This is a genomic window from Thermosipho atlanticus DSM 15807, from assembly GCF_900129985.1.
GTDB classification, from domain to species: Bacteria; Thermotogota; Thermotogae; order Thermotogales; family Fervidobacteriaceae; genus Thermosipho_A; species Thermosipho_A atlanticus.
Genome location: NZ_FQXN01000001.1, coordinates 329,933 through 353,484 on the forward strand (window position 1 = coordinate 329,933; position 23,552 = coordinate 353,484).

22 protein-coding genes and 1 tRNA gene are annotated in these 23,552 nt (G+C 32.1%); 16 read left to right on the forward strand and 7 right to left on the reverse strand.

Annotated features, from left to right (window positions below):
• Nucleotides 1–6: 6 nt before the first annotated feature.
• The 5 genes from BUB65_RS01770 to BUB65_RS01790 are packed head-to-tail and all read right to left on the reverse strand — an operon-like array spanning nt 7 to nt 6,402.
• Nucleotides 7–957, reverse strand: coding sequence for a tRNA modification radical SAM protein MnmL/YtqA (locus BUB65_RS01770; RefSeq protein WP_073071492.1), 951 nt, complete (start codon nt 955–957; stop codon nt 7–9).
• Entirely contained in the window at nt 915–2,150 is a 1,236-nt protein-coding gene (locus BUB65_RS01775; RefSeq protein WP_073071494.1) for an amidohydrolase, read from the reverse strand. Before BUB65_RS01775 ends, BUB65_RS01770 begins: the two co-directional genes overlap by 43 nt.
• On the reverse strand, nt 2,150–2,485 hold the full coding sequence (rsfS, locus tag BUB65_RS01780; RefSeq protein WP_073071496.1) for a ribosome silencing factor: 336 nt from the start codon (nt 2,483–2,485) through the stop codon (nt 2,150–2,152). Before rsfS ends, BUB65_RS01775 begins: the two co-directional genes overlap by 1 nt.
• Nucleotides 2,486–2,491: 6 nt before the next feature.
• Nucleotides 2,492–3,796, reverse strand: coding sequence for a bifunctional folylpolyglutamate synthase/dihydrofolate synthase (locus tag BUB65_RS01785; protein ID WP_073071499.1), 1,305 nt, complete (start codon nt 3,794–3,796; stop codon nt 2,492–2,494).
• A gap of 11 nt (nt 3,797–3,807) precedes the next feature.
• Nucleotides 3,808–6,402, reverse strand: a complete 2,595-nt coding sequence (locus tag BUB65_RS01790) for a valine--tRNA ligase (protein WP_073071501.1) — start codon at nt 6,400–6,402, stop codon at nt 3,808–3,810.
• A 202-nt stretch (nt 6,403–6,604) separates the two neighbouring features.
• On the opposite strand from BUB65_RS01790, the gene rsxC reads away from it, so the two are divergent.
• From rsxC to BUB65_RS01845, 11 genes are all read left to right on the forward strand, one after another.
• A complete protein-coding gene (rsxC, locus tag BUB65_RS01795; RefSeq protein ID WP_073071503.1) occupies nt 6,605–7,921 on the forward strand; it encodes an electron transport complex subunit RsxC in 1,317 nt (438 codons plus the stop codon).
• Entirely contained in the window at nt 7,921–8,886 is a 966-nt protein-coding gene (locus BUB65_RS01800; RefSeq protein WP_073071506.1) for an RnfABCDGE type electron transport complex subunit D, read from the forward strand. Before rsxC ends, BUB65_RS01800 begins: the two co-directional genes overlap by 1 nt.
• Complete coding sequence (locus tag BUB65_RS01805; RefSeq protein WP_073071509.1) at nt 8,883–9,563, forward strand: RnfABCDGE type electron transport complex subunit G; 681 nt, start codon at nt 8,883–8,885, stop codon at nt 9,561–9,563. Before BUB65_RS01800 ends, BUB65_RS01805 begins: the two co-directional genes overlap by 4 nt.
• Entirely contained in the window at nt 9,553–10,167 is a 615-nt protein-coding gene (gene rsxE, locus BUB65_RS01810) for an electron transport complex subunit RsxE (protein ID WP_073071511.1), read from the forward strand. The genes BUB65_RS01805 and rsxE overlap by 11 nt, the downstream gene beginning before the upstream one ends.
• The gene (rsxA, locus tag BUB65_RS01815; protein WP_073071513.1) at nt 10,164–10,739 is read left to right on the forward strand and encodes an electron transport complex subunit RsxA; all 576 of its coding nucleotides are present in this window, start codon (nt 10,164–10,166) and stop codon (nt 10,737–10,739) included. Before rsxE ends, rsxA begins: the two co-directional genes overlap by 4 nt.
• Before the next feature lie 55 nt (nt 10,740–10,794).
• Nucleotides 10,795–10,870: transfer RNA gene (locus BUB65_RS01820), tRNA-Gly, on the forward strand.
• A gap of 43 nt (nt 10,871–10,913) precedes the next feature.
• Entirely contained in the window at nt 10,914–12,182 is a 1,269-nt protein-coding gene (locus BUB65_RS01825) for an ArsB/NhaD family transporter (protein WP_073071516.1), read from the forward strand.
• A gap of 55 nt (nt 12,183–12,237) precedes the next feature.
• A complete protein-coding gene (locus BUB65_RS01830; protein ID WP_084727994.1) occupies nt 12,238–13,185 on the forward strand; it encodes a calcium/sodium antiporter in 948 nt (315 codons plus the stop codon).
• Between the two features lie 12 nt (nt 13,186–13,197).
• A complete protein-coding gene (gene guaB / locus BUB65_RS01835; protein WP_073071518.1) occupies nt 13,198–14,649 on the forward strand; it encodes an IMP dehydrogenase in 1,452 nt (483 codons plus the stop codon).
• A gap of 14 nt (nt 14,650–14,663) precedes the next feature.
• Nucleotides 14,664–16,100 carry a cyclomaltodextrinase gene (gene aglB, locus BUB65_RS01840; RefSeq protein WP_073071521.1) on the forward strand — a complete coding sequence of 479 codons (1,437 nt, stop codon included), beginning with the start codon at nt 14,664–14,666 and terminating at the stop codon, nt 16,098–16,100.
• Nucleotides 16,101–16,109: 9 nt separating this feature from the next.
• Entirely contained in the window at nt 16,110–16,814 is a 705-nt protein-coding gene (locus tag BUB65_RS01845) for a class I SAM-dependent DNA methyltransferase (protein WP_234946705.1), read from the forward strand.
• Here BUB65_RS01845 and BUB65_RS01850 read toward each other — a convergent pair.
• Nucleotides 16,790–17,668 carry a DMT family transporter gene (locus BUB65_RS01850; RefSeq protein WP_327192010.1) on the reverse strand — a complete coding sequence of 293 codons (879 nt, stop codon included), beginning with the start codon at nt 17,666–17,668 and terminating at the stop codon, nt 16,790–16,792. The two genes, BUB65_RS01845 and BUB65_RS01850, sit on opposite strands and share 25 nt — an antisense overlap.
• Nucleotides 17,669–17,755: 87 nt before the next feature.
• Entirely contained in the window at nt 17,756–19,069 is a 1,314-nt protein-coding gene (locus BUB65_RS01855; protein WP_073071766.1) for a GH1 family beta-glucosidase, read from the reverse strand.
• A 147-nt stretch (nt 19,070–19,216) separates the two neighbouring features.
• On the opposite strand from BUB65_RS01855, the gene fabF reads away from it, so the two are divergent.
• The 5 genes from fabF to fabD are packed head-to-tail and all read left to right on the forward strand — an operon-like array spanning nt 19,217 to nt 23,179.
• On the forward strand, nt 19,217–20,443 hold the full coding sequence (gene fabF / locus BUB65_RS01860) for a beta-ketoacyl-ACP synthase II (RefSeq protein ID WP_073071526.1): 1,227 nt from the start codon (nt 19,217–19,219) through the stop codon (nt 20,441–20,443).
• A 1-nt stretch (nt 20,444) separates the two neighbouring features.
• Complete coding sequence (gene fabZ / locus BUB65_RS01865; protein WP_073071528.1) at nt 20,445–20,852, forward strand: 3-hydroxyacyl-ACP dehydratase FabZ; 408 nt, start codon at nt 20,445–20,447, stop codon at nt 20,850–20,852.
• Between the two features lie 4 nt (nt 20,853–20,856).
• Nucleotides 20,857–21,789 carry a nitronate monooxygenase gene (locus tag BUB65_RS01870; protein ID WP_073071530.1) on the forward strand — a complete coding sequence of 311 codons (933 nt, stop codon included), beginning with the start codon at nt 20,857–20,859 and terminating at the stop codon, nt 21,787–21,789.
• Nucleotides 21,786–22,292, forward strand: a complete 507-nt coding sequence (locus BUB65_RS01875) for a biotin transporter BioY (protein WP_073071533.1) — start codon at nt 21,786–21,788, stop codon at nt 22,290–22,292. Before BUB65_RS01870 ends, BUB65_RS01875 begins: the two co-directional genes overlap by 4 nt.
• Entirely contained in the window at nt 22,289–23,179 is an 891-nt protein-coding gene (fabD, locus tag BUB65_RS01880) for an ACP S-malonyltransferase (RefSeq protein ID WP_073071536.1), read from the forward strand. Before BUB65_RS01875 ends, fabD begins: the two co-directional genes overlap by 4 nt.
• Nucleotides 23,180–23,552 lie beyond the last annotated feature (373 nt).

Genomic DNA, 23,552 nt, shown 5'->3' on the forward strand with positions numbered 1-23,552 from the left:
TTATCACTACTTTTTAAATTTTTCAGTTTTTGGAGTATACCAACTTAAAAACTTTTCTCCTTGGTAGGTATCTTTTTCAATGAGCCTTTTTTCAATCATGTTTATAATCTGTATTTTTGGTATATTCCAATTCCCAAATATTGTTCCATCTTTTGGCGGATCTGCAACTAATCTGTGAATAACAATTTTGGGGGATAAATATTCAAGAAATCTTATAACTCTTTCTATATAATTTTCAAGTGTCCCTATAAATACTTCTCCTTTTTTGTACATCTTACCTAAAAGTGTGTTATCTACTATATAAAGGGAGTGAATTTTTACTCCATCAACTCCAAGTACTGATAATATTTTTGCTGTTTCAATAACATCCAACATGTTATCTTGTGGAAAGTTTAAAATTACATGAGATACAAGTTCAAAACCTCTATTTTTGATCTTAATTGCTGCATTTATATATTCAGCAAGTGTATGTCCTCTATTCATCTTTGTTAAAGTATGATAATTTGCTGTTTGTAAACCCATCTCTATTGATACATCAATTGTGTTTCTGAGTTCTTCCAAAATATCAAGTATTTCATCTGAAATACAATCTGGTCTTGTTGAAATAGAAATTTGGACTATATCATCGTCTATAGCCTGAAAGTAGAGTTCTTTCAATTTTTCTACTGGCCCATAGGTGTTAGAAAAATTTTGAAAGTAAGCTATAAATTTTTTTGCTCCTTTATTTACGTATCTTTTTTTCATTTCTTTTATTTGAGATTTTATATCCATATCACTTATAGTAGTAAACCCACTTCCTGTTTCATCACAAAACAGGCATCCAGGTTTTCCGTTTTCACGATTGGGACAAGTAAACCCTGCATTTATAGGTAATCTATATACCTTAACTCCATATTTTTTCTTTAATTCAACGCTTAATTTTCTATACCTATAACCTTTTTGTAGGAAATCAAAAATTTCTTGTAAACCTCCTTTTTGTCAATTGTAGGAAATTTTCCATCAAAATAGATAAATTTTCCATTTACCATAGTTGCATATATTTTTGGTGAAGAATGTATAATATGGTTTTTAATATTTTCAATGGGCATAAAAGAAGGATTATCTAAATCAAAAATGGTTAAATCTGCATATGCTCCTTCTTTTATTTCTCCACCTTCTAGTTTTAATGCTTTATATCCATTTAAAGTAAGCATTTTAATTACTTCATCGACTTTCATGTTTTCGGGATTGTTCTTTTTTTGAAGTAAAGTTGATAAACGTGCTTCAAATAATACATCCAAAGAGTTATTACTTGCCGCTCCATCAGTTCCAAAAGAAATGTTTAGGTTATTTTTCAGCATTTTCGTGATTGGAGCAATACCGTTTCCAAGTTTTAAATTGCTTGATGGGTTGTGAGAAATATAAACATTATGTGACTTCAATAACTCAATGTCCTTATCATCAACGTAAACACAATGGACAGCTAATAGATGATTGTCAGCTATTCCTGTATCGAGAATTTCTTTTAAATTAAATTTTTCTTTTTCCCAGGAATTTTCAAACAAATGCATAGTAACAAGCAAATTATTATCTTTTGAAATCTTAGCGATTTCTTTTAAATATTTTGTTGAGCAGCTATATGGAGCATGAGGACCAAGCCCTACAAAAATTCTACTGTCAAAGTTATTCCATTTTTCATATAATTTTAAATTTTCAAAAAGTCTGCCATTATCTTCACCATTAATGTCAACAAGACCTCTAGTTAAGACAGCTTTTATTCCAAAATCTGCTACAGCTTTTGCAACTGAATTTTCAAACATGTACATATCACAGAATGCAGTTATGCCATGTGATGCCATTTCCATCAAAGAAATAAGTGTAGCCCAATAAACAATTTCATCATTTAATTTCTTTTCAAGAGGCTCAATTGTTTTAAATAACCAATCATTAAATGGTAAATCTTCTGCGATTCCTCTGAAAATTGACATTGCTACATGTGTGTGTGTATTAATAAGTCCTGGAATGACCAATTTATCAGTTAAATCGACAATTTCAATATCATCAAATATATTTACTCCAATTTCTTTAATTTTTCCATTGGAAATTTTGATATCCAGTCTTTCAGGTTTGGCTGAATAATCTTTTAACACTAAAGCATTTTTTAAAATCATTATTTTGACTCCTTAATTTTTTTAGCATCGATCCATAATCCTTCAAGATCATAAAATTCTCTTCCCTCTTTTGTAAAAATGTGGATAACAATATCTCCAGCATCGATAATTAACCAATCGTAATTGTCACCTTTATCATAATAAATAATTTGTTTTCCTATTTCGTTTAACAGTTCCAAAAAAGTTTCTCTTAAACTTTTCATATGTGGAGTACTATTGGCAGTTAAGATAACGAAATAATCAGTTGGAACGTTTGTTGAGGACATATCTAATATAACTGGTTCAACAGCTTCTTTTTCTAGTAACTTTTCCCAAATTTTTTCAATAATGTCCAATCTTTTTCACCTCCGCATGATATCCCATTCTTCACTTATTTTTCCTTTTTCCAGATAATTTCTCACATATCCAACAAGGTAAAATGAACCAACTACAATTTTTAGGTCGGCATCAATACTTTTAACATTTTCTAAAGCTTCAATTGGATCGCTAATGAAAGAAACCTCTTTCGAGTATTTTTTAGCTATCTCATATGTTTCAAACGAATTTGTCGCTCTGTGTGAAGGAGGAGTTGTAATAATGATTTTTTCAAAAAGTGGACAAATCTTTGATAAAATTTGTTCTTTATCTTTATCGTCTAATAAACCTACGATTCCAATTTTATTTCTGTCTTTAAAGTAAAGATTTATATTTTCAATAAATTTTTCAGTTGCTTGAGGATTATGTGAACCATCTAGTAGAAATCCTTTAAATAGCTCAAACCTACCAGGTATAAAAGCATTTTTGAAGGCGAGTTTTACTTTACTTTCTTCTAAATTTTTATGAAACAATTCAAAGATCTTAATAGCTATAGCAGCGTTAACCGGTTGATGAGTACCGTTAAGGGTGATTTCGATATTTTTAAAAGTATTTTCTCCATAATAGTTTATAATGTTTCGGTTAAAGTTATAACTTACAACTTCAAAATCAAAATCACGATATAATTCATATACCTTAGCGTTTTTTTCTTTTGCAACTTGATAAATAACTTCTTTTGCTTTTTTAGGAACATTTCCAATTACAAGTGGAGTATTTTCTTTTATTATTCCTGCTTTTTCAAATGCTATTTTCTCTATTGTATCTCCCAATATCTTTGTATGTTCAAGGGATACAGTAACTATAGAAGATACTTCAGGGTTTATAACATTTGTAGCATCGTATCTTCCGCCGAGTCCAACTTCTACTGAAGCAGAATCAACTTTTTCGTCTTTGTCTATTTGAAAAGCAAGAGCAGTAGCAAATTCAAAAAAACTTGGCGAATAATCTTGACCTTTTAAATCCATTTTTTCCGCTTCTAATTTGACTTTTTTAAAGCTTTCTAAGAATCTTTCTTTTGTAGTGAATTTTCCATTAATAGGAAATCTTTCCAGTATTGTGGATAGATGTGGAGAAATATAACCACCAGTTTTGTAACCATGTTCTACCATCAAATAATGGGAAAAAGTAGTGACACTACCTTTTCCGTTAGAACCGGTTATGTGTATGCTTTTAAAAGTTTTTTCGGGATTACCAAGCCTGTTTAGTAATTCTTTAATTCTATACAAACCTAATTTTATTTTTCCATATGGTCTTTGAAAATATAAATATTTTAATGCTTCAATAAAATCCATTTTTACCCCTCTTATTTAAGAGAATCAACTAAAAGTTTGATTTTGTTGATTTTTTCTTCAATGTTTTTTAGTTTTTCTTTTGTTTCATTTACTATTTCTTCAGGGGCACCTTCTAAAAACTTTTTGTTGGATAGTTTTTTTCTAAACTTTTCTGCATCTCGTTCAAGTTTTTCGATTTTCTTTGTTAACCTTTCAATTTCAGAGTTGATGTCAATTAAGTCTCCCAATTCAACGTAAACTTCTATATCACTATCAATGTATGCGTTTGCACTTTTTTCTGGTTTTGAGTCTGAAATACTAATGTTATCTACGTTAGCTAAAAATTTGATATAGAGTTTATCTTCATCTGAAATTTCATTGTTGATTGTAATATTAACCTTTTTACTTTGAGGAATATTAATTTCTGCTTTTACATTTCTTATTCCCCTAATAATTGCTATTAGTAGATTGAAATGATTTTCAGCGTTGTTATCGATTAAAGTTTCTTCATACTCAGGCCATTTAGAAATGGTAATTGATTCACTTGCTACTGGAAGTTTCTGCCATAGTTCTTCTGTAATAAATGGCATAAATGGATGAAGAAGTTTTAAACTAGTATCTAGTACTTTTACGAGTACATTTTGAACAAGGTGTCTTTCTTCAGTTTTAAGTCTAGGTTTTACAGATTCGATATACCAATCACAAAGTTCATCCCAAAAGAAATTGTAAATTGCTTTTGCTGCTATATTAAATTCATAATTTTCAATGGCCTTTGTGACGTTTTTAATTGTTTTTTGCGTTCTAGAGAGGATCCACCTGTCGGCCAGTTTTAAATTGTCTAGTGGAACTTCTTTATAATCATCGAGGTTTAAAATTACAAATCTTGTAGCGTTCCAAATTTTGTTCGCAAATTTTTTATTATTATCAATATAGTTTATATCGAGATTAATGTCTCTTCCCTGGGCTGCCATCAGAGCAAGTGTGAATCTCATTGGATCGGCTCCATATTTGTCTATAATTTCAATTGGATCAATACCATTTCCAAGTGATTTACTCATTTTCCTTCCATATTTGTCTCTTACTAGTTGATGAATATATACATCTTTAAATGGTTTTTCATCCATGAATTCGTATCCCATCATAATCATTCTAGCAACCCAGAAGAAAATAATATCAAATCCTGTTACCAAAACATCAGTTGGATAGAAAATTTTTAAATCTTCAGTTTTCTCAGGCCACCCTAGAGTGCTGAAAGGCCAAAGAGCAGAAGAGAACCATGTGTCTAATACATCTTCGTCTTGTTTGAGATGCTTACTTCCACATTTTTCACATTTTTCGATTTCAGTTTCTGAAACGTTTATATGTCCACAATCTTGACAATACCAAATCGGTATTCTGTGTCCCCACCATAATTGTCTACTTATACACCAATCTCTTATTTCATACATCCAATTTAAATATACTTTTTTCCATCTTGTTGGATAAAACTTTACTTCTCCTTCTTCAACAGCTTTTATGGCTCTTTTGGCAAGAGGTTTCATGCTTACGAACCATTGATCCATCAACATTGGTTCAATAACAGTGTCACATCTATAACAATGACCAACTGAATGTTTAATATCTTCGATTTTCATAAGATATCCTTCTTTTTCAAGATCTTCTACAACAGCTTTTCTTGCTTCATATCTATCTAAACCTTGGTATTTTCCACCATTTTCATTTACTATCATATCCTCTGTAAAGATATTGATGAATTCTAGGTTATGTCTTCTTCCTATTTGGTAGTCATTTGGATCATGTGCAGGAGTTACTTTAAGCGCTCCTGTTCCAAATTTTGGATCTGCGTGGACATCGCCAATTATTTTTATTTTTCTTCCAACTAAGGGCAATATTACTTCTTTACCAATTAAATGTTTATACCTTTCATCTGAAGGATGTACTGCTACAGCAGTGTCGCCTAACATAGTTTCAGGTCTTGTAGTTGCTATAATTATTTCTCCATTACCATCAACAAATGGATATTTTATAAAATAGAGTTTTCCATCATGTTCATGGTATTCAACTTCTTCATCAGATAATACTGTTTTACATCTTGGACACCAATTGACTATATATTTTCCCTTGTATATTAACCCTTTTTTATATAAAGAAACAAAGACCTTCCTTACAGCTTTTGAAAGACCGTCGTCTAAAGTAAACCTTTCTCTTGACCAATCAACGGAAGCACCAATTGCCATTATTTGTTTTTTTATTGTGTTTCTGTATGTATTGGCCCAATCCCAAACTATCTCTAAAAATTTTTCTCTTCCTAATTCTTCTCTTTTTTTTCCCTTAGTTTCTAAAAATTTCTCAACTGCTGTTTGCGTAGCTATACCTGCATGATCTTCTCCAGGTATCCAAAGCGTTTTATATCCTTGCATTCTTTTAAATCTTACTAAGATATCTTGTAATGTAATATTTAATGCGTGTCCCATGTGAATTTTACCTGTAATATTTGGTGGTGGAATTACAATTGAATATTTAGGACCATCATTTCTTGGAGTAAAATAATCATTTTCGAGCCAATATTTGTACCATTTTGTTTCTATATTTTGTGGGTCATATCTTGTACCAATTTCATTGTTCATTAATTAGCACCTCCTGAATTGTTTATATTATCTATTTTTTTATATTCTTTTAAAATTTTTCATTTCAGTTACTTTTTGGATTTATAAAAATTATATCATAAAAATAAAGGGCTAAAAAGAGTTTAAAGGGAACAATAAATTTATGATATAATCTTAGCGGAGATTTTTTGTGGTTTTAAAAATAAATAAGGAGGTGTGGTAGTTGAGACTTGCTACTTTTAAGGGAGGAGTTCATCCCCCTTATAGAAAAGAGCTATCTCAAGATATTGCTATTCAAAAAGCTCCTTTGCCTGACAAAGTCGTAGTTTTTATGCAACAACATGCTGGAGCACCTGCGAAACCAATTGTTAAAATTGGAGAAAAAGTTAAAACTGGTCAGATAATTGCTGAACCTGGAGGTTTTATATCTTCATATATACATTCTCCAGTAACTGGTACGATAACAGAAATAAAAAAAGTTTCAAATGTGATTTTTGGAGTAGCAGTTGAAGCTATAACAATTGAAAGGGATTCGGAAGACGAATGGGAATTGTTACCACACGGAGATTATAACAAATTTAGTAGAGAGGAATTGTTAGAAATTGTAAAAAAGGCTGGAATAGTAGGACTTGGAGGCGCAATGTTCCCAACACATGTAAAGCTCAATCCACCAAAAGATAAAAAAATTGATACTTTAATTATCAATGGTGCTGAATGTGAACCATATTTAACCATTGATCATAGAATGATGCTTGAAAAAAGTGAGGAAATTTTAATAGGGATAAAAATTGTTAAAAAAATATTGGGAGTAAAAAATGTTTATATAGGTATTGAAGAAAATAAAAAAGATGCAATTGAGCATCTTAAGAATGCTTGGAGAGGGCAAGTGATTGTAGTACCACTTGAAACCAAATATCCTCAAGGTGCGGAAAAACAATTAATTTATGCTATTACAAAACGAAAAGTTCCAAGAGGTGGCTTACCAATGGATGTAGGAGTGGTAGTACAGAATGTTAGTACTATGTATGCTATCAAAGAAGCTGTAGTAGATGGAAAACCTTTAGTAGAAAGAGGGCTAACAATTACTGGTGAGGCAGTGAATAAACCTGGAAATTGGTGGGTCAGAATAGGAACACCTATTTCTTGGATTATAAACAACTTAGGTGGGGGATTTAAAGAAGGGTTAGAGGAAATTAAAGTTCTCATGGGTGGACCAATGATGGGAATTCCTATCAATAATATTGAAACACCTATAGTTAAGGGAAACAATGGGATAACTTCTTTGATTCCTGAAAAACAAAATGGAACTTTTTGTATAAGATGTTCATATTGTGTAAGTGTATGTCCAATGGGTCTTCAACCTTATCTATTAGATTTACTTGGTAAAAAAAGGAGATATGATGATGCTGTTCAAATTGGTTTGTTAGATTGTATTGAGTGTGGTTCATGTTCCTATATTTGTCCTGCGAAAATTGAACATGTAAAAACTATAAAATTGGCTAAGAAGGTTTATAAAGCCCTGAGAGGGGGGAAAAGATAATGAAATTGATCACAGGAAATGCTCCACACTTAAGAAATAAAGACACAACTTCAAAAATAATGATAGATGTTATTATTGCTTTAATTCCTGCATTAATTGGCGCATGGTATTTCTTTGGGTTTTATGCATTTTTCTTAGCAATATTGGGAGCTATAATTGGTGAAGGATTCGAATATTTTATAATGAAAGTTTTGAGAAAAGATAAAAACTTTGTTCCTAATGGAAGTGCAGCAGTAACAGGAATTTTGTTAGCAATGAATGTAAGTCCGGCTACTCCATGGTGGGTGATGCTAATTGGATTGATTTTTGCACTAGGTGTTGCTAAACATGCTTTTGGTGGTCTTGGTATGAATATTTTTAATCCGGCACTTGCAGGAAGAGCATTTTTATTGATTTCTTTTCCAGTTTATATGACAACTTGGTATAAACCGGTATTAAATTTTTCCAAATGGATTGATGTTCAAACTACAGCGAGTCCCCTTGCGATTTTAAAAGAGAAAGGTTTTTCATCTATAAATGTGAGCTATTTAGATCTATTTTTTGGTAACAGGGCAGGTTCAATAGGTGAAACAAGTGTTTTGCTTTTATTAATAGGTTTTGCTTATCTAGTGATAAGAAAAAGAATAAAGTTGGTGATTCCAATTTCATATGTAGGAACAGTTTTTCTTTTGTCTAGTATCTTTTACATTGCAAATCCTGAGAAGTTTGGAACGCCGCTTTTTCACATTCTCAGTGGTGGTTTAATGCTAGGTGCACTTTTCATGGCGACTGATATGGTAACAAGTCCAATGACTCCAAAAGGTCAAGCAATATTTGGTTTTGGATGTGGATTAATGACACTACTCATTCGATACTTTGCGGGATATCCAGAAGGGGTATCACTTTCAATTTTATTAATGAACGCTTTTGTACCACTAATTGATCGTTATACACAACCTCAAATATTTGGTGAGGTGAAATCATGAAAGAGATTTTAAAGACGGGATTTACACTAATGGTTTTTACTTTAATTGCTGGTTTAGCTTTAGGGTTAATCTATCAGGTGACAAAAGGATCTATAGACAATGCAGAACTTCAGAATACACTTAAAGCTGTGAAGTTTGTGCTTTCTGAGAATGGAAAGTTGATGGTTAGCAAGGACTTAATAGAAGAAAGAATAAATAAAACATTAAAAGAAAAAGTAAAAGAAGTGTATAAAACCGATAAAGCTACGGTTTTAACTCCTGTATTAAAATTTAATACTGAAAAAGGTTTAATATATGTTTTAAAGGCCTATGGAATTGGCTATGGTGGTAAAGTAATTACAATTGCCTCCTTTATTGTTAACAATTGTAGAATAGATCTTCACGCAATTAAAGTTATTGAATATTCTCAAGAAACACCGGGCTTGGGGGCGAAAATTGCTGAAGAAGAAGCTCAGGAAAGATTTTATCCCATCCCATATGAGGGTTTAAAGAATGGAGTTAAGGTAGATAAAGATGCGGGAAAAACAAATTTGAAACCAGAAGAAGCAAAGAAAATAGGAGTAGTAAAGATTAGTGACGTTATGACAGGAGCAACAATTACTCCAAGAGCGGTTGCAAATTCTATCCAAGCAATGTTTGAATATTTGAAAACGGAGGTGAAAAATAATGCCCAATAGATCCTGGAAAGAATTTTCTAAGGGGTTTATAGCTGAAAATCCGACTTTTGTTCAAGCGTTGGGAATGTGTCCAACACTTGCGACTACGACTAGTGCTAAGAATGGTTTAGGAATGGGACTTGCAACGATGGTAGTTCTTGTTATGTCAAATATGGTCATTTCTCTTTTGAGAAAAGCTGTACCTGAAAAAATAAGAATTCCAATTTTCATCACTGTTATTGCTTCTTTTGTTACAATAGTAGATCTTGTAATGCATGCTTTTGCATATGATTTATGGAAAACATTGGGATTGTTTATACCATTAATTGTTGTCAATTGTCTTATTATGGGACGTGCTGAGGCGTTTGCATCCAAGAATAATTTATGGTATTCGACTTTGGATGGTCTAGGAATGGGATTAGGTTTTACAGCGAGTTTGACGTTATTAGGGGCGATAAGGGAATTATTAGGGAGTGGCACTTTATTTGATATTACTATTTGGGGAAAAGCATTTAATGTATTTATAATGATTCTTCCACCTGGAGCATATTTAACTTTGGGACTTTTAGCTGCTCTTTTTACTTTTATAGGTATGAAGAAAAAAGAAAGGAGGAGCAGTAGATGAAGATATTTTTAATTTTACTTTCTGCAATGCTTGTTAATAACTATGTTTTTAATAGATTTCTTGGAATATGTCCATTTTTGGGTGTTTCCAAGAAAACAGATACAGCGGTTGGAATGGGTTTGGCAGTTACTTTTGTACTTGTTATGTCCTCCACAATTTCATGGTTAATAGATCAGTTGTTAATTTCTTTAGGGCTTGAGTTTTTAAGAACAATTGCTTTTATTCTTGTAATAGCTTCTTTTGTCCAATTTGTTGAAATGTTTCTGAAGAAAAATAATCCAAATCTTTATGAATCACTTGGGATTTTTTTACCGTTAATCACAACAAACTGTATTATTTTGGGTGTAGCGATAATTAACAGTATGACTACTTACACTCTTTTAGAATCCATCTTCAATGCTTTAGGAGCAGGTTTAGGATTCTTACTCGCTCTTGTTATATTTAGTGCTATACGCGAAAAAATGGAATTATACGATCTTCCAAAACCATTCGAAGGTTTACCAATAGCACTTATAACAGCATCTCTATTATCATTAGCATTTATGGGATTTCAAGGAATGATTAAGTTATAATCTTGAATAATGTTTCTGTATTTGATATAATAATATTGGTTTTAAATGACTTTAAGCGGGCGTAGCTCAGTTGGTAGAGCATCAGCTTCCCAAGCTGAGGGCCGCGGGTTCGAGTCCCGTCGCCCGCTCCAGGTGAGGGCTATAAGCCCATTTTTTTTAATAGGGGGAATTTATTTGACAGTTGATGCGATTATTGCATTGATAGTTTTTGTAGTAGTTTATTATTTAATCATTTCTGAAAAAGTTCACAGATCGATTGCTGTGGTTTTGGGAGCTTTTACTTTAACATTTTTTGGTATTTTTGAAGATCCTGATTATTTATTTAAAAACTATGTAGATTTTGATACTATTTTTCTTTTGATTGGTATGATGCTTTTAGTGTCAACTATTAAAGATGTTGGTTTTTTTGAGTTTGTTGCTTTCAAAATAATTAAATTGTCAAAAAACTCGTTAGTTAGAATTTTTTTAATGATGAATATTTTTGTGGCTTTTTTATCTGCTTTTGTTGACAATGTAACTACAATTATGATTTTTATTCCAATTACGCTTGCAATAGCTGACGCAGCTGAAATTTCACCTATTCCTTTGGTTTTTTCAGAAGTTTTAAGTTCAAACATTGGTGGAACTGCTACACTTATCGGTGATCCTCCTAATATTTTGATTGGTAACGCTGCCGGTTTGAATTTTAATGATTTTATATTAAATACTGCATTTCCTTCTTTTCTTTCATTGTTTCTGATTTTAGCGTTTTTATTTTTTACTCATAAAAAAACTTTTACGAGAAAACTTGACTTTAATTTGGAATCCGTTTCAATTTCGAAAATTAACCTTATAAAATCTTTAGTTTTATTGATTACAGTATTAATACTTTTTGTGTTTCAAGAGCAACTTGGCATTAACAATTCAGTGATTGCATTTGGTATGGGTTTTGTTTCCGTACTTGTGATGAATCCAAAAAATATAGAGAAACAATTTACTGAAATTGAATGGGGGACAATATTCTTTTTTATAGGACTTTTCATTATTACTGGTGCATTAGAAGATACAGGAATTTTAAAACAAATTGCAATATTTTTCAGTGAAAAGTTTGGAGAATCACCAAAATTGTTTGGTATGCTGTTGATAGTTATGTCGTTTATAATTAGTGGATTTTTTGATAACATTCCATTTACTGCGACAATGATTCCTATAATAAAAATGCTTCCTGGTATTAACGTTGCTTTTAGTAATTTAACACCTTTTTGGTGGGCGTTATCTTTAGGTGTTTGTTACGGAGGTAATTTGACCCCTATAGGTGCATCAGCAAATATAGTTGCTTTAACTATGCTGTTGAAATATTCCAATACGAAGGTATCTTTTAAAGATTTTATGAAATTTTCACTAGTTCCTTCGCTTATTTCACTTGCTGTAGCTATCCTATATATTGAATATAGGTATTTATAAAAAAAACATTATGGAAAATGTAAGTAACAAAAAGGGAAAATAGTGGAGTGAGAGCGTGTTTTGGATATTATTTGGTTTAGTTATTGGGATGTCTTTATTGATAAAAGGTGCTGACTGGTTAGTTGATGGCGCAGTTTCAATTGCTTTAAACATGGGAATTTCGAAGTTAATTGTAGGTCTTTCCATTGTAGCGTTCGGAACATCCGTTCCTGAACTAGTTGCATCTGTAATTTCTGTTATAAAAGGTCATTCTAGTGTATCAATTTCAAATGTTGTTGGGAGTAATATGGCAAATATTGCTTTATGTCTTGCTCTTGCAGCATTAATCTCAACTATAAATATTAAGAAAAAAACAGTAACAGTTGAGATGCCTTTTATGCTCCTTTCTACACTAGTCTTTTCTTCATTACTATTAAGGGACAATTCATATATTTTAAAATGGAATGATGGAATAGTTTTTCTTTCATTTATGATAATTTTTATTTATTATTTAGTTTCTAATGCGAGAGATGTTATCGAAGAAGAATTAACAGCTGAAGTAAAAGGTATTCATAAAACTTCAATTTCAATTTTATTAGTTATAATTGGTATCGCTGGAATTTCAATAGGAGGCGAGCTTACAATCAGAAATGTAGTTGAACTTGCAAGAATGTTCAATTTAAGTGAGACTTTAGTTGGTTTAACAATTGTAGCAATTGGTACTTCTCTTCCTGAACTTGTAGTCAGTATTACTTCAGTAATCAAGGGCGAAGGGGATATTTTAGTAGGTAATATCGTTGGAAGCAATATTTTTAATATTTTACTGATTATAGGTATAAGTTCATTAATTGGTAATTTGACAGTTGATGTTTCTAATTATTTTATTGATTTAATGGTTGTTAACTTAGTTTCTATTTTGTTATTATTAATTTCAATTTTAAAGAAAAAACTTACGAGGATTGATGGATTCATTTTCCTTTCAATATATATTCTTTATATTTTATTTATTGCCTTCAGAGGTTAGTGAGGTGTGAAAATGAAAGAAGCATTGACATTTGATGATGTGTTGTTAGTTCCTAAATATAGTGAGGTGTTGCCAACGGAAGTTGATGTAAGTACACGTTTAACAAAACAAATAAAATTAAAAATTCCATTAATTAGTGCTGCGATGGACACGGTTACAGAAGCCGAGCTTGCGAAAGCTATTGCAAGAGAGGGAGGAATTGGTATAATACACAAAAATATGTCTATTGAGGAGCAAGCTCACCAAGTGAAAATTGTAAAAAGAACTGAAAATGGCGTAATAGATGATCCTATAACAATTTTTCCAGATGTTACAGTTGAAAAAGCAGAAGAATTAATGGCTGAATACAAAATAGGAGGGTTGCCAGTTGTTGACAAAGATGGAAAATTGCTTGGCTTGATTACAAACAGGGATATTCGTTTTGAGAGGGATTTGAAGAAACCTATAAAGGAATTGATGACGCCATTTAAAAAATTGATAGTTGCGAAAGAAGGAATTTCTTTAGAAGAAGCACGAGATATTCTGCATAAAAACAAAATTGAAAAATTACCGATTATAAAAAGTGATGGAACTTTAAGTGGATTAATTACAATTAAAGATATTAGGAGTGTAATTGAACATCCATATGCTTCAAGAGATGAAAAAGGGCGATTGCTTGTTGGAGCCGCTGTTGGAACAGGTGATGATACTCTTGAAAGGGTTGACTTTCTAATTAAAGCAGGTGTTGATGTGATAGCTGTTGACACGGCACATGGGCATTCAAGAAAAGTAATAGAAATAGTGAAAAAAATAAAGAACATATTTCCCAATATTCCTATAATAGCTGGTAATGTGGCTACTGCTGAAGCGACGGAAACATTAATTAAAGCAGGAGCAGATGCAGTTAAGGTAGGGATAGGGCCAGGCTCAATTTGTACAACAAGAATTGTGGCTGGTGTTGGTGTGCCACAATTAACTGCGATTTTTGATTGTGCAGAAGTTGCAAAAAAATATAATGTTCCGATCATTGCTGATGGTGGTATTAGATTTTCAGGAGACATTGTAAAAGCGTTAGCTGCTGGGGCTGAAAGCGTAATGATAGGAAGTATATTCGCAGGTACAGAAGAAGCACCAGGTGAAGCGATATTATATCAGGGGAGAAAATATAAGTCATATAGAGGGATGGGTTCTCTTGGTGCCATGAACAAAGGTAGTTCAGATAGGTATTTTCAGAATAAAAAGCAAAAGTTTATACCAGAAGGTGTGGAGGGCATGGTTCCATTTAAAGGGAATGTAAAAGATGTTGTGTACCAATTAGTTGGAGGATTAAAATCTGGAATGGGATATTTGGGAGCTTCCAATTTAAAGGAATTGAGGGAAAAAGCTCAATTTGTGAAAGTTACATCAGCATCAATAAAAGAAAGCCATCCACATGATATTATTATTACGAAAGAGCCGCCTAATTATTGGTCAAATGAAGTATGACAAAGGAGGTAAATATGAACAAGGTGAGTAACTTTCCGCTTCCCAGTTGGGTTTATGATACTGTTATTTATGAAATTTTCCCTGATAGATTTTATATTGGTCGTGGAAAGACGGTGAAAGATAAAAGAAATTTGTATGAAAAGCGTGGTGGAAGAATAGAAGAATGGAATGTTCCTCCAAAAAGAACAGAGAACCATGATCATGTTAATGTTTTTTATGGAGGAGATTTATGGGGAATTGTCGAAAAGATCGATTATTTAAAAGATTTAGGAGTGAATGCTATTTATTTAACTCCTATTTTTTTAGCCTCATCAAATCATAAATACGATACAATTGACTATTTTAGAGTTGATCCTCAGTTTGGCGGATTACCTGCTTTGAAAAGATTAATAAAAGTGGCTCATGAAAACGGAATTAAAATTATTCTCGATGGTGTATTCAACCATGTTGGGAAAGAACATGTATTATTTAAAAGGGCTATGAAAGGGAATAAAAAATACAAGAATATGTTCATATTTTACGAAAATCATTACAGAGGCTGGTGGGGGACTTCCTCTTTACCAGAACTTCATTTGGAAGAAATCAAAGTTAAAGAATATATAGTTGAAGTTATAAAAAAATATTTAAATTTAGGGATTGATGGTTGGCGCCTTGATTGTGGGCAAGATTTAGGTCCCGAAATGAACCGGTTTTTGACTGCAAAGGTTAAGGAATTTTCTGCTGAAAAATATCTTGTAAGTGAATTATGGACATACCCTGCAGGTTGGGATATGGTTGATGGAATTATGAATTATCACTTTGGTACAACTGTAATAGACTATCTTTTGGGTAAAAACCCAAACGCAGGATACTATCTTGAGAAAGCATTTAAAGAAACTTCAAATATTTTTGGTTGTTGGAACATGCTTGATAGTCATGATACCGAGCGACTTGCAAGTGTAATAAAAGATAAGTTTTTACGTAAAGCAGCTATCCTTCTACAATTTACTTATCCGGGAGTTCCAGTGGTCTATTATGGCACCGAGATAGGGATTGATGGAGGTTCAGATCCAGAATGTAGAAAAACAATGGAATGGGATAAGAAAAAATGGGATGAAGAGTTACGCGATTTTTATAAGATGATGATAAAGTTGAGAAAAACAGAACCTGCCTTGAGGTACGGTGCTTTTGAACTTCTTTCTAACGAGCCATTAGTATTTTTACGAAAATCACCAATGGTCTTGGATCAGGTTATTGTTTTTGTCAACAAGGGACAAGAAACAGAAATCTCAGTTACGGTACCTGATAATAGACTTTTAAGTGGCACTAGATTTGTCGATTTATTATCTAACAATGAAGCATATATACGAGGTGGTACGTTAAGGTTAAAACTTCCAGAAAATTCTTTTGGAATTTTCAAGGTAGAGAATAAGGTTGTTAGGGGATATGATCAATATAAAAGAATAAGTTAGGTGAATAATGTGAAATCATATCATTATTATGATAGAATAGCTTGTTTTTATGATCAGATGTACGAAGAAGCTATATGGGTAACCTTAAGAAAGGCAGTAAAGTATTATATTGAAAATACTATTAAGGGTAAAAAATATGAGAGTGTTCTTGATGTTGGTACGGGTACAGGGTATTGGATTTCATTCTTTTTGGAAAAGAATTTAAGTATTACCGCGGTAGAGCCTTCAAAAAAAATGATTGAATTAGCTAAGAAAAAGTATAGGTCTAATGTAAAGTTTTTCAATATGAGAATTGAGCAGTTTATTTCTGATAAGAAATTTGATATAGTCAACGCTCAAGGTGATGTGTTAAGTTATGTTGAAAATTTAGAGCAAGTAATGGAAAAAATAAGTGATTTGATGAGAAAAGATGGGGTTTTATTTGCAACTGTTGATAGTTATTACTATATGAAAAAATTAATTGAAAAAGATGGAACAAAGTATGACATTAAAAAATTTGAAAAAACTCATATTACTACAGTTGGTTCGCAATATGGCAGCTTTGAATCGCGCTGCTTTACTTTAGAGGATATTTTAAAACTTGAAAAATATGGTTTTAAAATATTAGAAATCAGGGGTTGTGGAGTATCAGAGAATTTTGTAGAGGAAATAAAAAACTCTAAAAAAGAAATAAAAAATGCGGAGCATATTTATTTTTCTTTACTAAAACGGTAATTGTAGTAATTAACTCCCCATACACCTAGTATGATTAATATCATTCCGATAATGTGATTAAAGGAGATTTGCTCATTTCTAAAAATAGCTCCAGCAAAAACTGAAATTACTGTTGTGAGATTAGCAAAAATTGAAGATTGAGCTGGCGAAACTTTAGATAACATGTAGTTAACAAGAAAAAAGGCGATAGAAGAGGATAAAATTCCAAGGTATACGGCAGAAATTAATACGTGAGTATTTGTTAATGCAGTATAATCAAGTTCTTTTCGAAGAAAAGCTAAAATATTAAAGAAAATAGCTCCAGTAAACATCATGAATGAAGTAATTTCGATGGGTTCAAATTCTTTAGAAAATTTTCTTGAAGTGAAATTGTAAAAAACTGCGGAAAAAACTGCTCCAAGAATTAATAAATCACCTTTGATGTTCCCTTTTAAACTATTGAACCCTATGATTATAACAACCCCAAAGAAACTTGTGAAAACGAACAAAAAATTGATTTTTTTTATTTTTTCCTTTAAAACAAATGGAGTTAAAAATGTTATAAATATTGGAATAGAAGCTATTAAAATTCCGGCTTCGGACGATGGAACGAATACTAAACCGGAAGTTTCAAACAGAAAGTATAAAATAGGTTGAAATAAAGCAACAATTAGTAACTTAAAATAATTTTTCTTTTGAAAGCGAATCAATTTTAGAGAAAGTAAGGTTAACATAAAAAAACTTGCAATAGAAAATCTAATTGCGATAAAATTCATTGGTGAGGTATAATCAAGTGCATTTTTTGTAAAAAGAAATGATAGTCCAAATATAAAAGACATTGAAATACCGGAAATAATTACTTTAAAAATAATAATCCCTCCTGTAAATTAAACTAATTTTTAATATTTGCGAATATGTTATTGCAAAAATTCTGTATAATTAGTTTTAGTTGGTATTTAAAATTATTTTCTTAAAAATTCTTTTAACCATACAGCGCTTTTCTTAAGATATCTTTTTTGAGTTTTGTAATCAACATAGACGATTCCAAAACGTTTTGAATAACCTTTTTCCCATTCAAAATTATCAAGTAATGACCATACAAAGTAACCTCTCAAATCTATACCATCTTCAATTGCTTCTAGAGCTTTTTCGAAATGTTTTTCTAGATATTTCACTCTGTAATCATCATTTATAATATCATTTTGTAGCTTATCTGGACCAGCCATTCCATTTTCTGTTATGTACAATGGAAGGCCGTACCTTCGATGGATTTTTCTTAACATGTCATATAATCCTTCAGGATAGATTTCCCAGCCCATTTCCGTTTTAGGCAAAATACCTTCTACGTTTTTGTACAAATATGGACTGGTTGGATCATATTCTACTAACTGCCTCGTGTAATAGTTTACGCCGAAAAAGTCAATTGGTTGAGAAATTATATCCATATCAGTTTCGGGTATTTCGAGACCTAATTGTTTGAATAAACCTTTGGCATTCTCAGGGAATTTTCCAAAAATAATAGGATCGTGAAACCATCCATTAACTATTTCGTCAACCAAAATAGCAGCTTGAAAGTTTTCTTCACTTTCTTTTGCAGGCTCAATCTTTGAGACAACGTTTGTAATGCCAATTATTCCATCTTTTACAATTTCTCTAAAAATTTTTACTGCGTATCCGTGAGCTCTTAGGAGATTGTGAGCAGCTATGATTGTTTCTTGAATGTTTGTATGACCTGGGGCATGTTTGCCCATGAAATAACCCAAATAAGAAGAACACCATGGTTCATTTAGTGTTATCCAATGTTTTACCCTGTCACCTAAAATTTCAAACATTAAAGCTGCATAATCTTGGAAATATAAAGCAATATCAGGGTTTAACCAGCCTCCCTTTTCATACAAGTAATATGGTAGATCCCAGTGGTATAAAGTGATGAATGGTGTAATATTGTTTTCAAGAAGTGTGTCAACAAGTTTATTGTAAAAATCAAGACCTTTTTGATTCTTTTTTTGGTTAGAAAATAATACACGAGGCCATGAAATAGAAAATCTATAGCCATTAAAACCAATTTCTTTCATTATTTGAACGTCTTCATTGTAACGATGATAATGATCACAGGCAACATCTCCATTTTCATTATTTTGAATTTTACCCGGTGTATGGGAGAATACATCCCATATTGAAGGTTCTCTTCCATCTTCATTGACAGCACCTTCAATTTGATAAGCTGAAGTTGCAGTTCCAAAAATAAAATTCTCAGGGAACTCGCTTCGTTTTATAGCCACAATTTCACCCCCACTTGTTTTACATAATTATATCATTCAATTTAGGAAATAGTAAAGATAAGGTCATTAAATGAGTTTGCTTGACTTAAGAAAGTTAAATTGATATAATTTTTAAGAACGATAGAATTTGGGGGTGAGTAAATGAATAGAGTAGTTATAACAGGTTTTGGAACTATTAATCCTATTGCACAGAATGTAAAGGAATTTGAAAAATCGTTAAGAGAAATGAAAATAGGGATTGATAGAATTTCGAATTTTGATCCAAGTGATCTTTCGGTACAAATTGCTGCTGAGGTGAAAGATTTTGACCCAACGAAATTTATCGATAGGAAATTATCAAAACGAATTGACAGATATTCTCAATTTGCTCTTGTTGCTGTAAAAGAAGCTGTTGAAAATTCGGGTATTAATTTTGAAAATTTAGAAAAAAGAGTAGGTGTTATTTTTGCAAGTGGGATGGGTGGCTACTTAACCATTGAGCAACAAAGTAAAGTCTTGAATGAAAGAGGACCATCAAGAGTTAGCCCATTCATGATACCAATGTTATTAGCAAACATGGCTAGTGGTGTTATTTCCATGGTGTATGGATTAAAAGGTCCAAATTTTACACCAGTAAGTGCTTGTGCAAGTTCTGTTCACGCAATTGCAATGGGAACAATGTTAATTAGACATGGGTATGCGGATGTAGTTATAGTAGGAGGTAGTGAAGCAACCATTGCTCCACTCCCTATTGCGGGATTTGCAGCAATGAGAGCTCTTTCTACTAGAAATGATGAGCCTCAAAAAGCTTCCCGCCCATTTGATGTTGATAGAGATGGTTTTGTAATGGCAGAAGGTGCTGGGGCTTTAATACTTGAATCCGAGGAAGTTGCGAAAAAAAGAGGAGCTAATATCATTGCAGAAGTAAAAGGATTTGGAATGAATGATGATGCATATCATTTTAGCGCACCTGATCCTGAAGCCCGGGGTTCTACTGAGGTAATGAAACTTGCTTTGAAAGATGCCAATATGTCGCCAGAGGAAATTGATTTAGTCAGTTGTCATGCCACCAGTACACCAGTTGGTGATGAACTTGAAGCAAAGGCAATTTTAAATGTTTTTGGAAATACTGATGTTTTTGTAAATTCTACAAAATCATTGGTTGGTCATTTGCTCGGTGCGGCTGGAGCTGTAGAAACGATTGCAGCTTTAATTGAGATGCAGAATAATTTTGTGCATGGAATGCCAAATTTGGAGAAACCTGATGAATTATCTTCAAATCTAAATTTAGTGAAAGAAACAAAAGAAGCTAAAATTAGAAATTTCTTAAAAAATTCTTTTGGATTTGGTGGTCATAATGCATGTGTTATCATTGGGAGGTATGAATAATATGACGAAAGAAGAGATAATGAAGATTTTACCACATCGAGATCCAATTTTATTGGTCGATAGGGTAATAGAAAAAGGTGAGGATTATATTATTGCTGAAAAAGAAATAAAAATTGATAATCCAATTTTTAAAAGTCATTTTCCTGATTATCCGATTTATCCGGGTGTGTATATTATTGAAGGGTTAGCACAAGCAGCTGGATTATTATTGCTAAAAGGTAATGAAATACCATTGTTTTTAGGTATAGATTCCGCTAGATTTAAGGCTGAAGTTAGACCGGATTGTATTTTAAGATATGAAGTAAAATTAAAGGAAAGAAAAGGAGTTATTGTTTTTGTAGACGCTAAAGCATACGTAGGAAAAAAATTGGTTACAAAATCCCAGCTTATGCTTGGTATTAAGGAGTGATTATATGAATAGAGTTTGCGAATTATTTGGAATAAAGTATCCAATACTCATGGGTGGTATGTCTTGGGCTGGAACACCTAAACTTGCAGCGGCAGTTTCTGAAGCTGGTGGGTTAGGTATTATTGGAGCTGGACCAATGAGAAGAGATGAACTCCGAAAGGCAATCGAAGATGTAAGAAAATTAACTGACAAACCTTTTGGTGTGAATATCATATTGGTTTCACCGTATGCTGATGAATTAATTGAAACAGTTATTGAATGTAAAGTTCCAATTGTCACCTTTGGAGCTGGAAATCCCACAAAATATGTAAAAGAATTGAAAAGAAATGGGATAAAAGTTGTTCCGGTTGTTGCATCAGACAGTCTAGCGAGAATGGTCGAGAGAAGCGGAGCAGATGCAATAATAGCGGAAGGAATGGAATCTGGGGGCCATATTGGTGAAGTTACGACAGTTGTTTTAGTAAATGCTGTAGCAAAAAAGGTAAAAGTACCTGTAATAGCAGCTGGAGGGATTGTTGATGGTAGGGGAATGGCAGCTGCTTTTGCTTTAGGGGCTGAAGGTATACAAATGGGAACAAGATTCATTGCAAGCAAAGAAGCAGATACACATGAAGAATTTAAAAAATTGATATTAAGATCAGGTATTCGAGATACAGTAATTACTGGTGCAAAATTAGGTCATTCTGCTCGTGTAATAAAAACTATATTTGCTAAGAAGGTGAAAGAGTTAGAAGTTACAAGCCCAGACGAAGCAGAAAAAATCCTTGTAGGAAGTTTAAGAAAAGCCGTATTAGATGGTAATCTTGAAGAAGGTTCTTTTATGGCGGGGCAGTCAGCAGGTCTTATTGATGATTTGAAAAGTGTGGAAGAAATTATTAAAGAAATTATTGAAGAATTTTATAGAACGACAAAAAAGCTCGAGGAGGTAAAATTTTGAGATCTAATAACATAACAAGAATTTCCTTATTTGTAGCATTGACTATTGTAGGAGCGCAGATTTCTATACCAATTGGTAGTGTTCCAATTACTTTACAAGTTTTGATGGTATTCTTAACAGGTTATCTTTTAACTCCGAAAATGGCATTTTTAGCCCAGTTAGTTTATCTTTTGATGGGAATTATTGGTCTTCCTGTGTTTTCTAATTTTTCTGGAGGAATTGCGCATATTTTAGGGCCTACAGGAGGATATCTTTTAGCTTTTCCTTTAGCTGCTATGATAGTAGCTTTTTCAAAAAACAGTTTAAGTTCGAAAATTTTGTTTGGAATTTTAGGATTATCAACAATTTACCTTTTTGGAGTTCTGGTTTTGTCATTTTACCTTAAGAGCTTTAGTAAAGCTTTGATGGTGGGAGTTATTCCTTTTATTTGGATTGATCTTTTGAAATTGACGACAGGAATTTTGGTTTCGGAGAAGTTGTATATGTTGGAGGTGAAACAATGAAAGCTTTCTTGTTTCCAGGTCAGGGTTCTCAATATTCTGGAATGGCTAATGATTTTTCAATCTATCCTGATTGGGAAGAATATAGTGAAAAAGCTCAGAAAATATTAAATTTGGATTTAATAAATATAATGGATGGTGATGAAGAAATTTTAAAAATAACTGAAAATGCTCAGCCGGCAATTTTTTTAACTAGTTATGTTGCATATAAATATTTAGAAAGAAATGGGATAGTCCCCGAAATTGTTGCAGGACATAGTTTAGGTGAATACACCGCTTTTGCCGTTGCTGGTGTTTATGATTTTGAAATGGGAATTTATTTAGTTAGAAAGAGAGGAGAATACATTTCGGAAGCAATAGAACCAGGTAAAGGTAGTATGGCAGCGGTTTTAAGGGTTAGTCCAAAAGAAGTGAAAAAAATGATCAAGGAATATGAAGAACTTTATATTGCAAATTATAATTCTTCAACTCAAACAGTAATAAGTGGGTTGAAAACGTCTATACTCAGATTTCTGGATGATTGTAAGAAAAAAGGTATTAGAGCAACTGAACTTCCTGTATCTGGACCCTTCCATTCGCCGTATTTAGAAAGTGCAAAAGAGAAAATGGCAAGAGAAATAGAACACGTTAAATTTAAAGAGCCACGTTTTCCAATTGTTCTAAATAGTACAGCTAGAGAATCTAAAGATCCTGAGGAATTGAAACATTATTTGCTCGAACAAATTTCAGGTCCAGTATATTGGTACCAATCGGTTTTAAGAATGGTTGAACTGGGAGTAACTAGTTTTATAGAAGTTGGCCCAAAAAATATTCTTTCAAATATGTTAAAAAGAGAACGTTTGAACATTGTACACTTTGATAAAATTCAATTTGAACAGGTAAATTCTTAAAACAAAGATGTGATTTAAAAAGGCTCCATAAAAAAATGGAGCCTTTTTTATTTTTATTGACTTAGTTGGAATAATGTATAATAATAAAAGTAGCAATTATTATTTAAGGGGTGATATTATTAAATTTCTGGATTTTACTGTTTTCAGTTTTATCATCACTTCTATTTTGGGAAATGTTTTTTATTTTATAAATACAAGTGTTTCCAATGTATTTGTAACTTTTTCTATTGTGTTTTTTAATTTACTTTTATTTTTATACTCATTTTATTTAAAAAAATTGAAGATAGCCAATTTGTTTTCACTGTTTTTTGCTATATTGATTATTGACTTATTTTCATTACTTCCTTTGTATTTAACGAAATCTTATTTTACA

What these genes read in the sequence shown, in the direction of transcription:
- BUB65_RS01785 (WP_073071499.1), bottom strand. Translation starts at nt 3,796, where the DNA reads ATGGATTTTATTGAAGCATTAAAATATTTATATTTTCAAAGACCATAT.
- aglB (WP_073071521.1), top strand. Translation starts at nt 14,664, where the DNA reads ATGAACAAGGTGAGTAACTTTCCGCTTCCCAGTTGGGTTTATGATACT.
- BUB65_RS01870 (WP_073071530.1), top strand. Translation starts at nt 20,857, where the DNA reads ATGAATAGAGTTTGCGAATTATTTGGAATAAAGTATCCAATACTCATG.
- fabD (WP_073071536.1), top strand. Translation starts at nt 22,289, where the DNA reads ATGAAAGCTTTCTTGTTTCCAGGTCAGGGTTCTCAATATTCTGGAATG.
- BUB65_RS01790 (WP_073071501.1), bottom strand. Translation starts at nt 6,402, where the DNA reads ATGAACAATGAAATTGGTACAAGATATGACCCACAAAATATAGAAACA.
- rsxE (WP_073071511.1), top strand. Translation starts at nt 9,553, where the DNA reads ATGCCCAATAGATCCTGGAAAGAATTTTCTAAGGGGTTTATAGCTGAA.
- BUB65_RS01800 (WP_073071506.1), top strand. Translation starts at nt 7,921, where the DNA reads ATGAAATTGATCACAGGAAATGCTCCACACTTAAGAAATAAAGACACA.
- BUB65_RS01775 (WP_073071494.1), bottom strand. Translation starts at nt 2,150, where the DNA reads ATGATTTTAAAAAATGCTTTAGTGTTAAAAGATTATTCAGCCAAACCT.
- guaB (WP_073071518.1), top strand. Translation starts at nt 13,198, where the DNA reads ATGAAAGAAGCATTGACATTTGATGATGTGTTGTTAGTTCCTAAATAT.
- rsxA (WP_073071513.1), top strand. Translation starts at nt 10,164, where the DNA reads ATGAAGATATTTTTAATTTTACTTTCTGCAATGCTTGTTAATAACTAT.
- fabF (WP_073071526.1), top strand. Translation starts at nt 19,217, where the DNA reads ATGAATAGAGTAGTTATAACAGGTTTTGGAACTATTAATCCTATTGCA.
- BUB65_RS01805 (WP_073071509.1), top strand. Translation starts at nt 8,883, where the DNA reads ATGAAAGAGATTTTAAAGACGGGATTTACACTAATGGTTTTTACTTTA.
- fabZ (WP_073071528.1), top strand. Translation starts at nt 20,445, where the DNA reads ATGACGAAAGAAGAGATAATGAAGATTTTACCACATCGAGATCCAATT.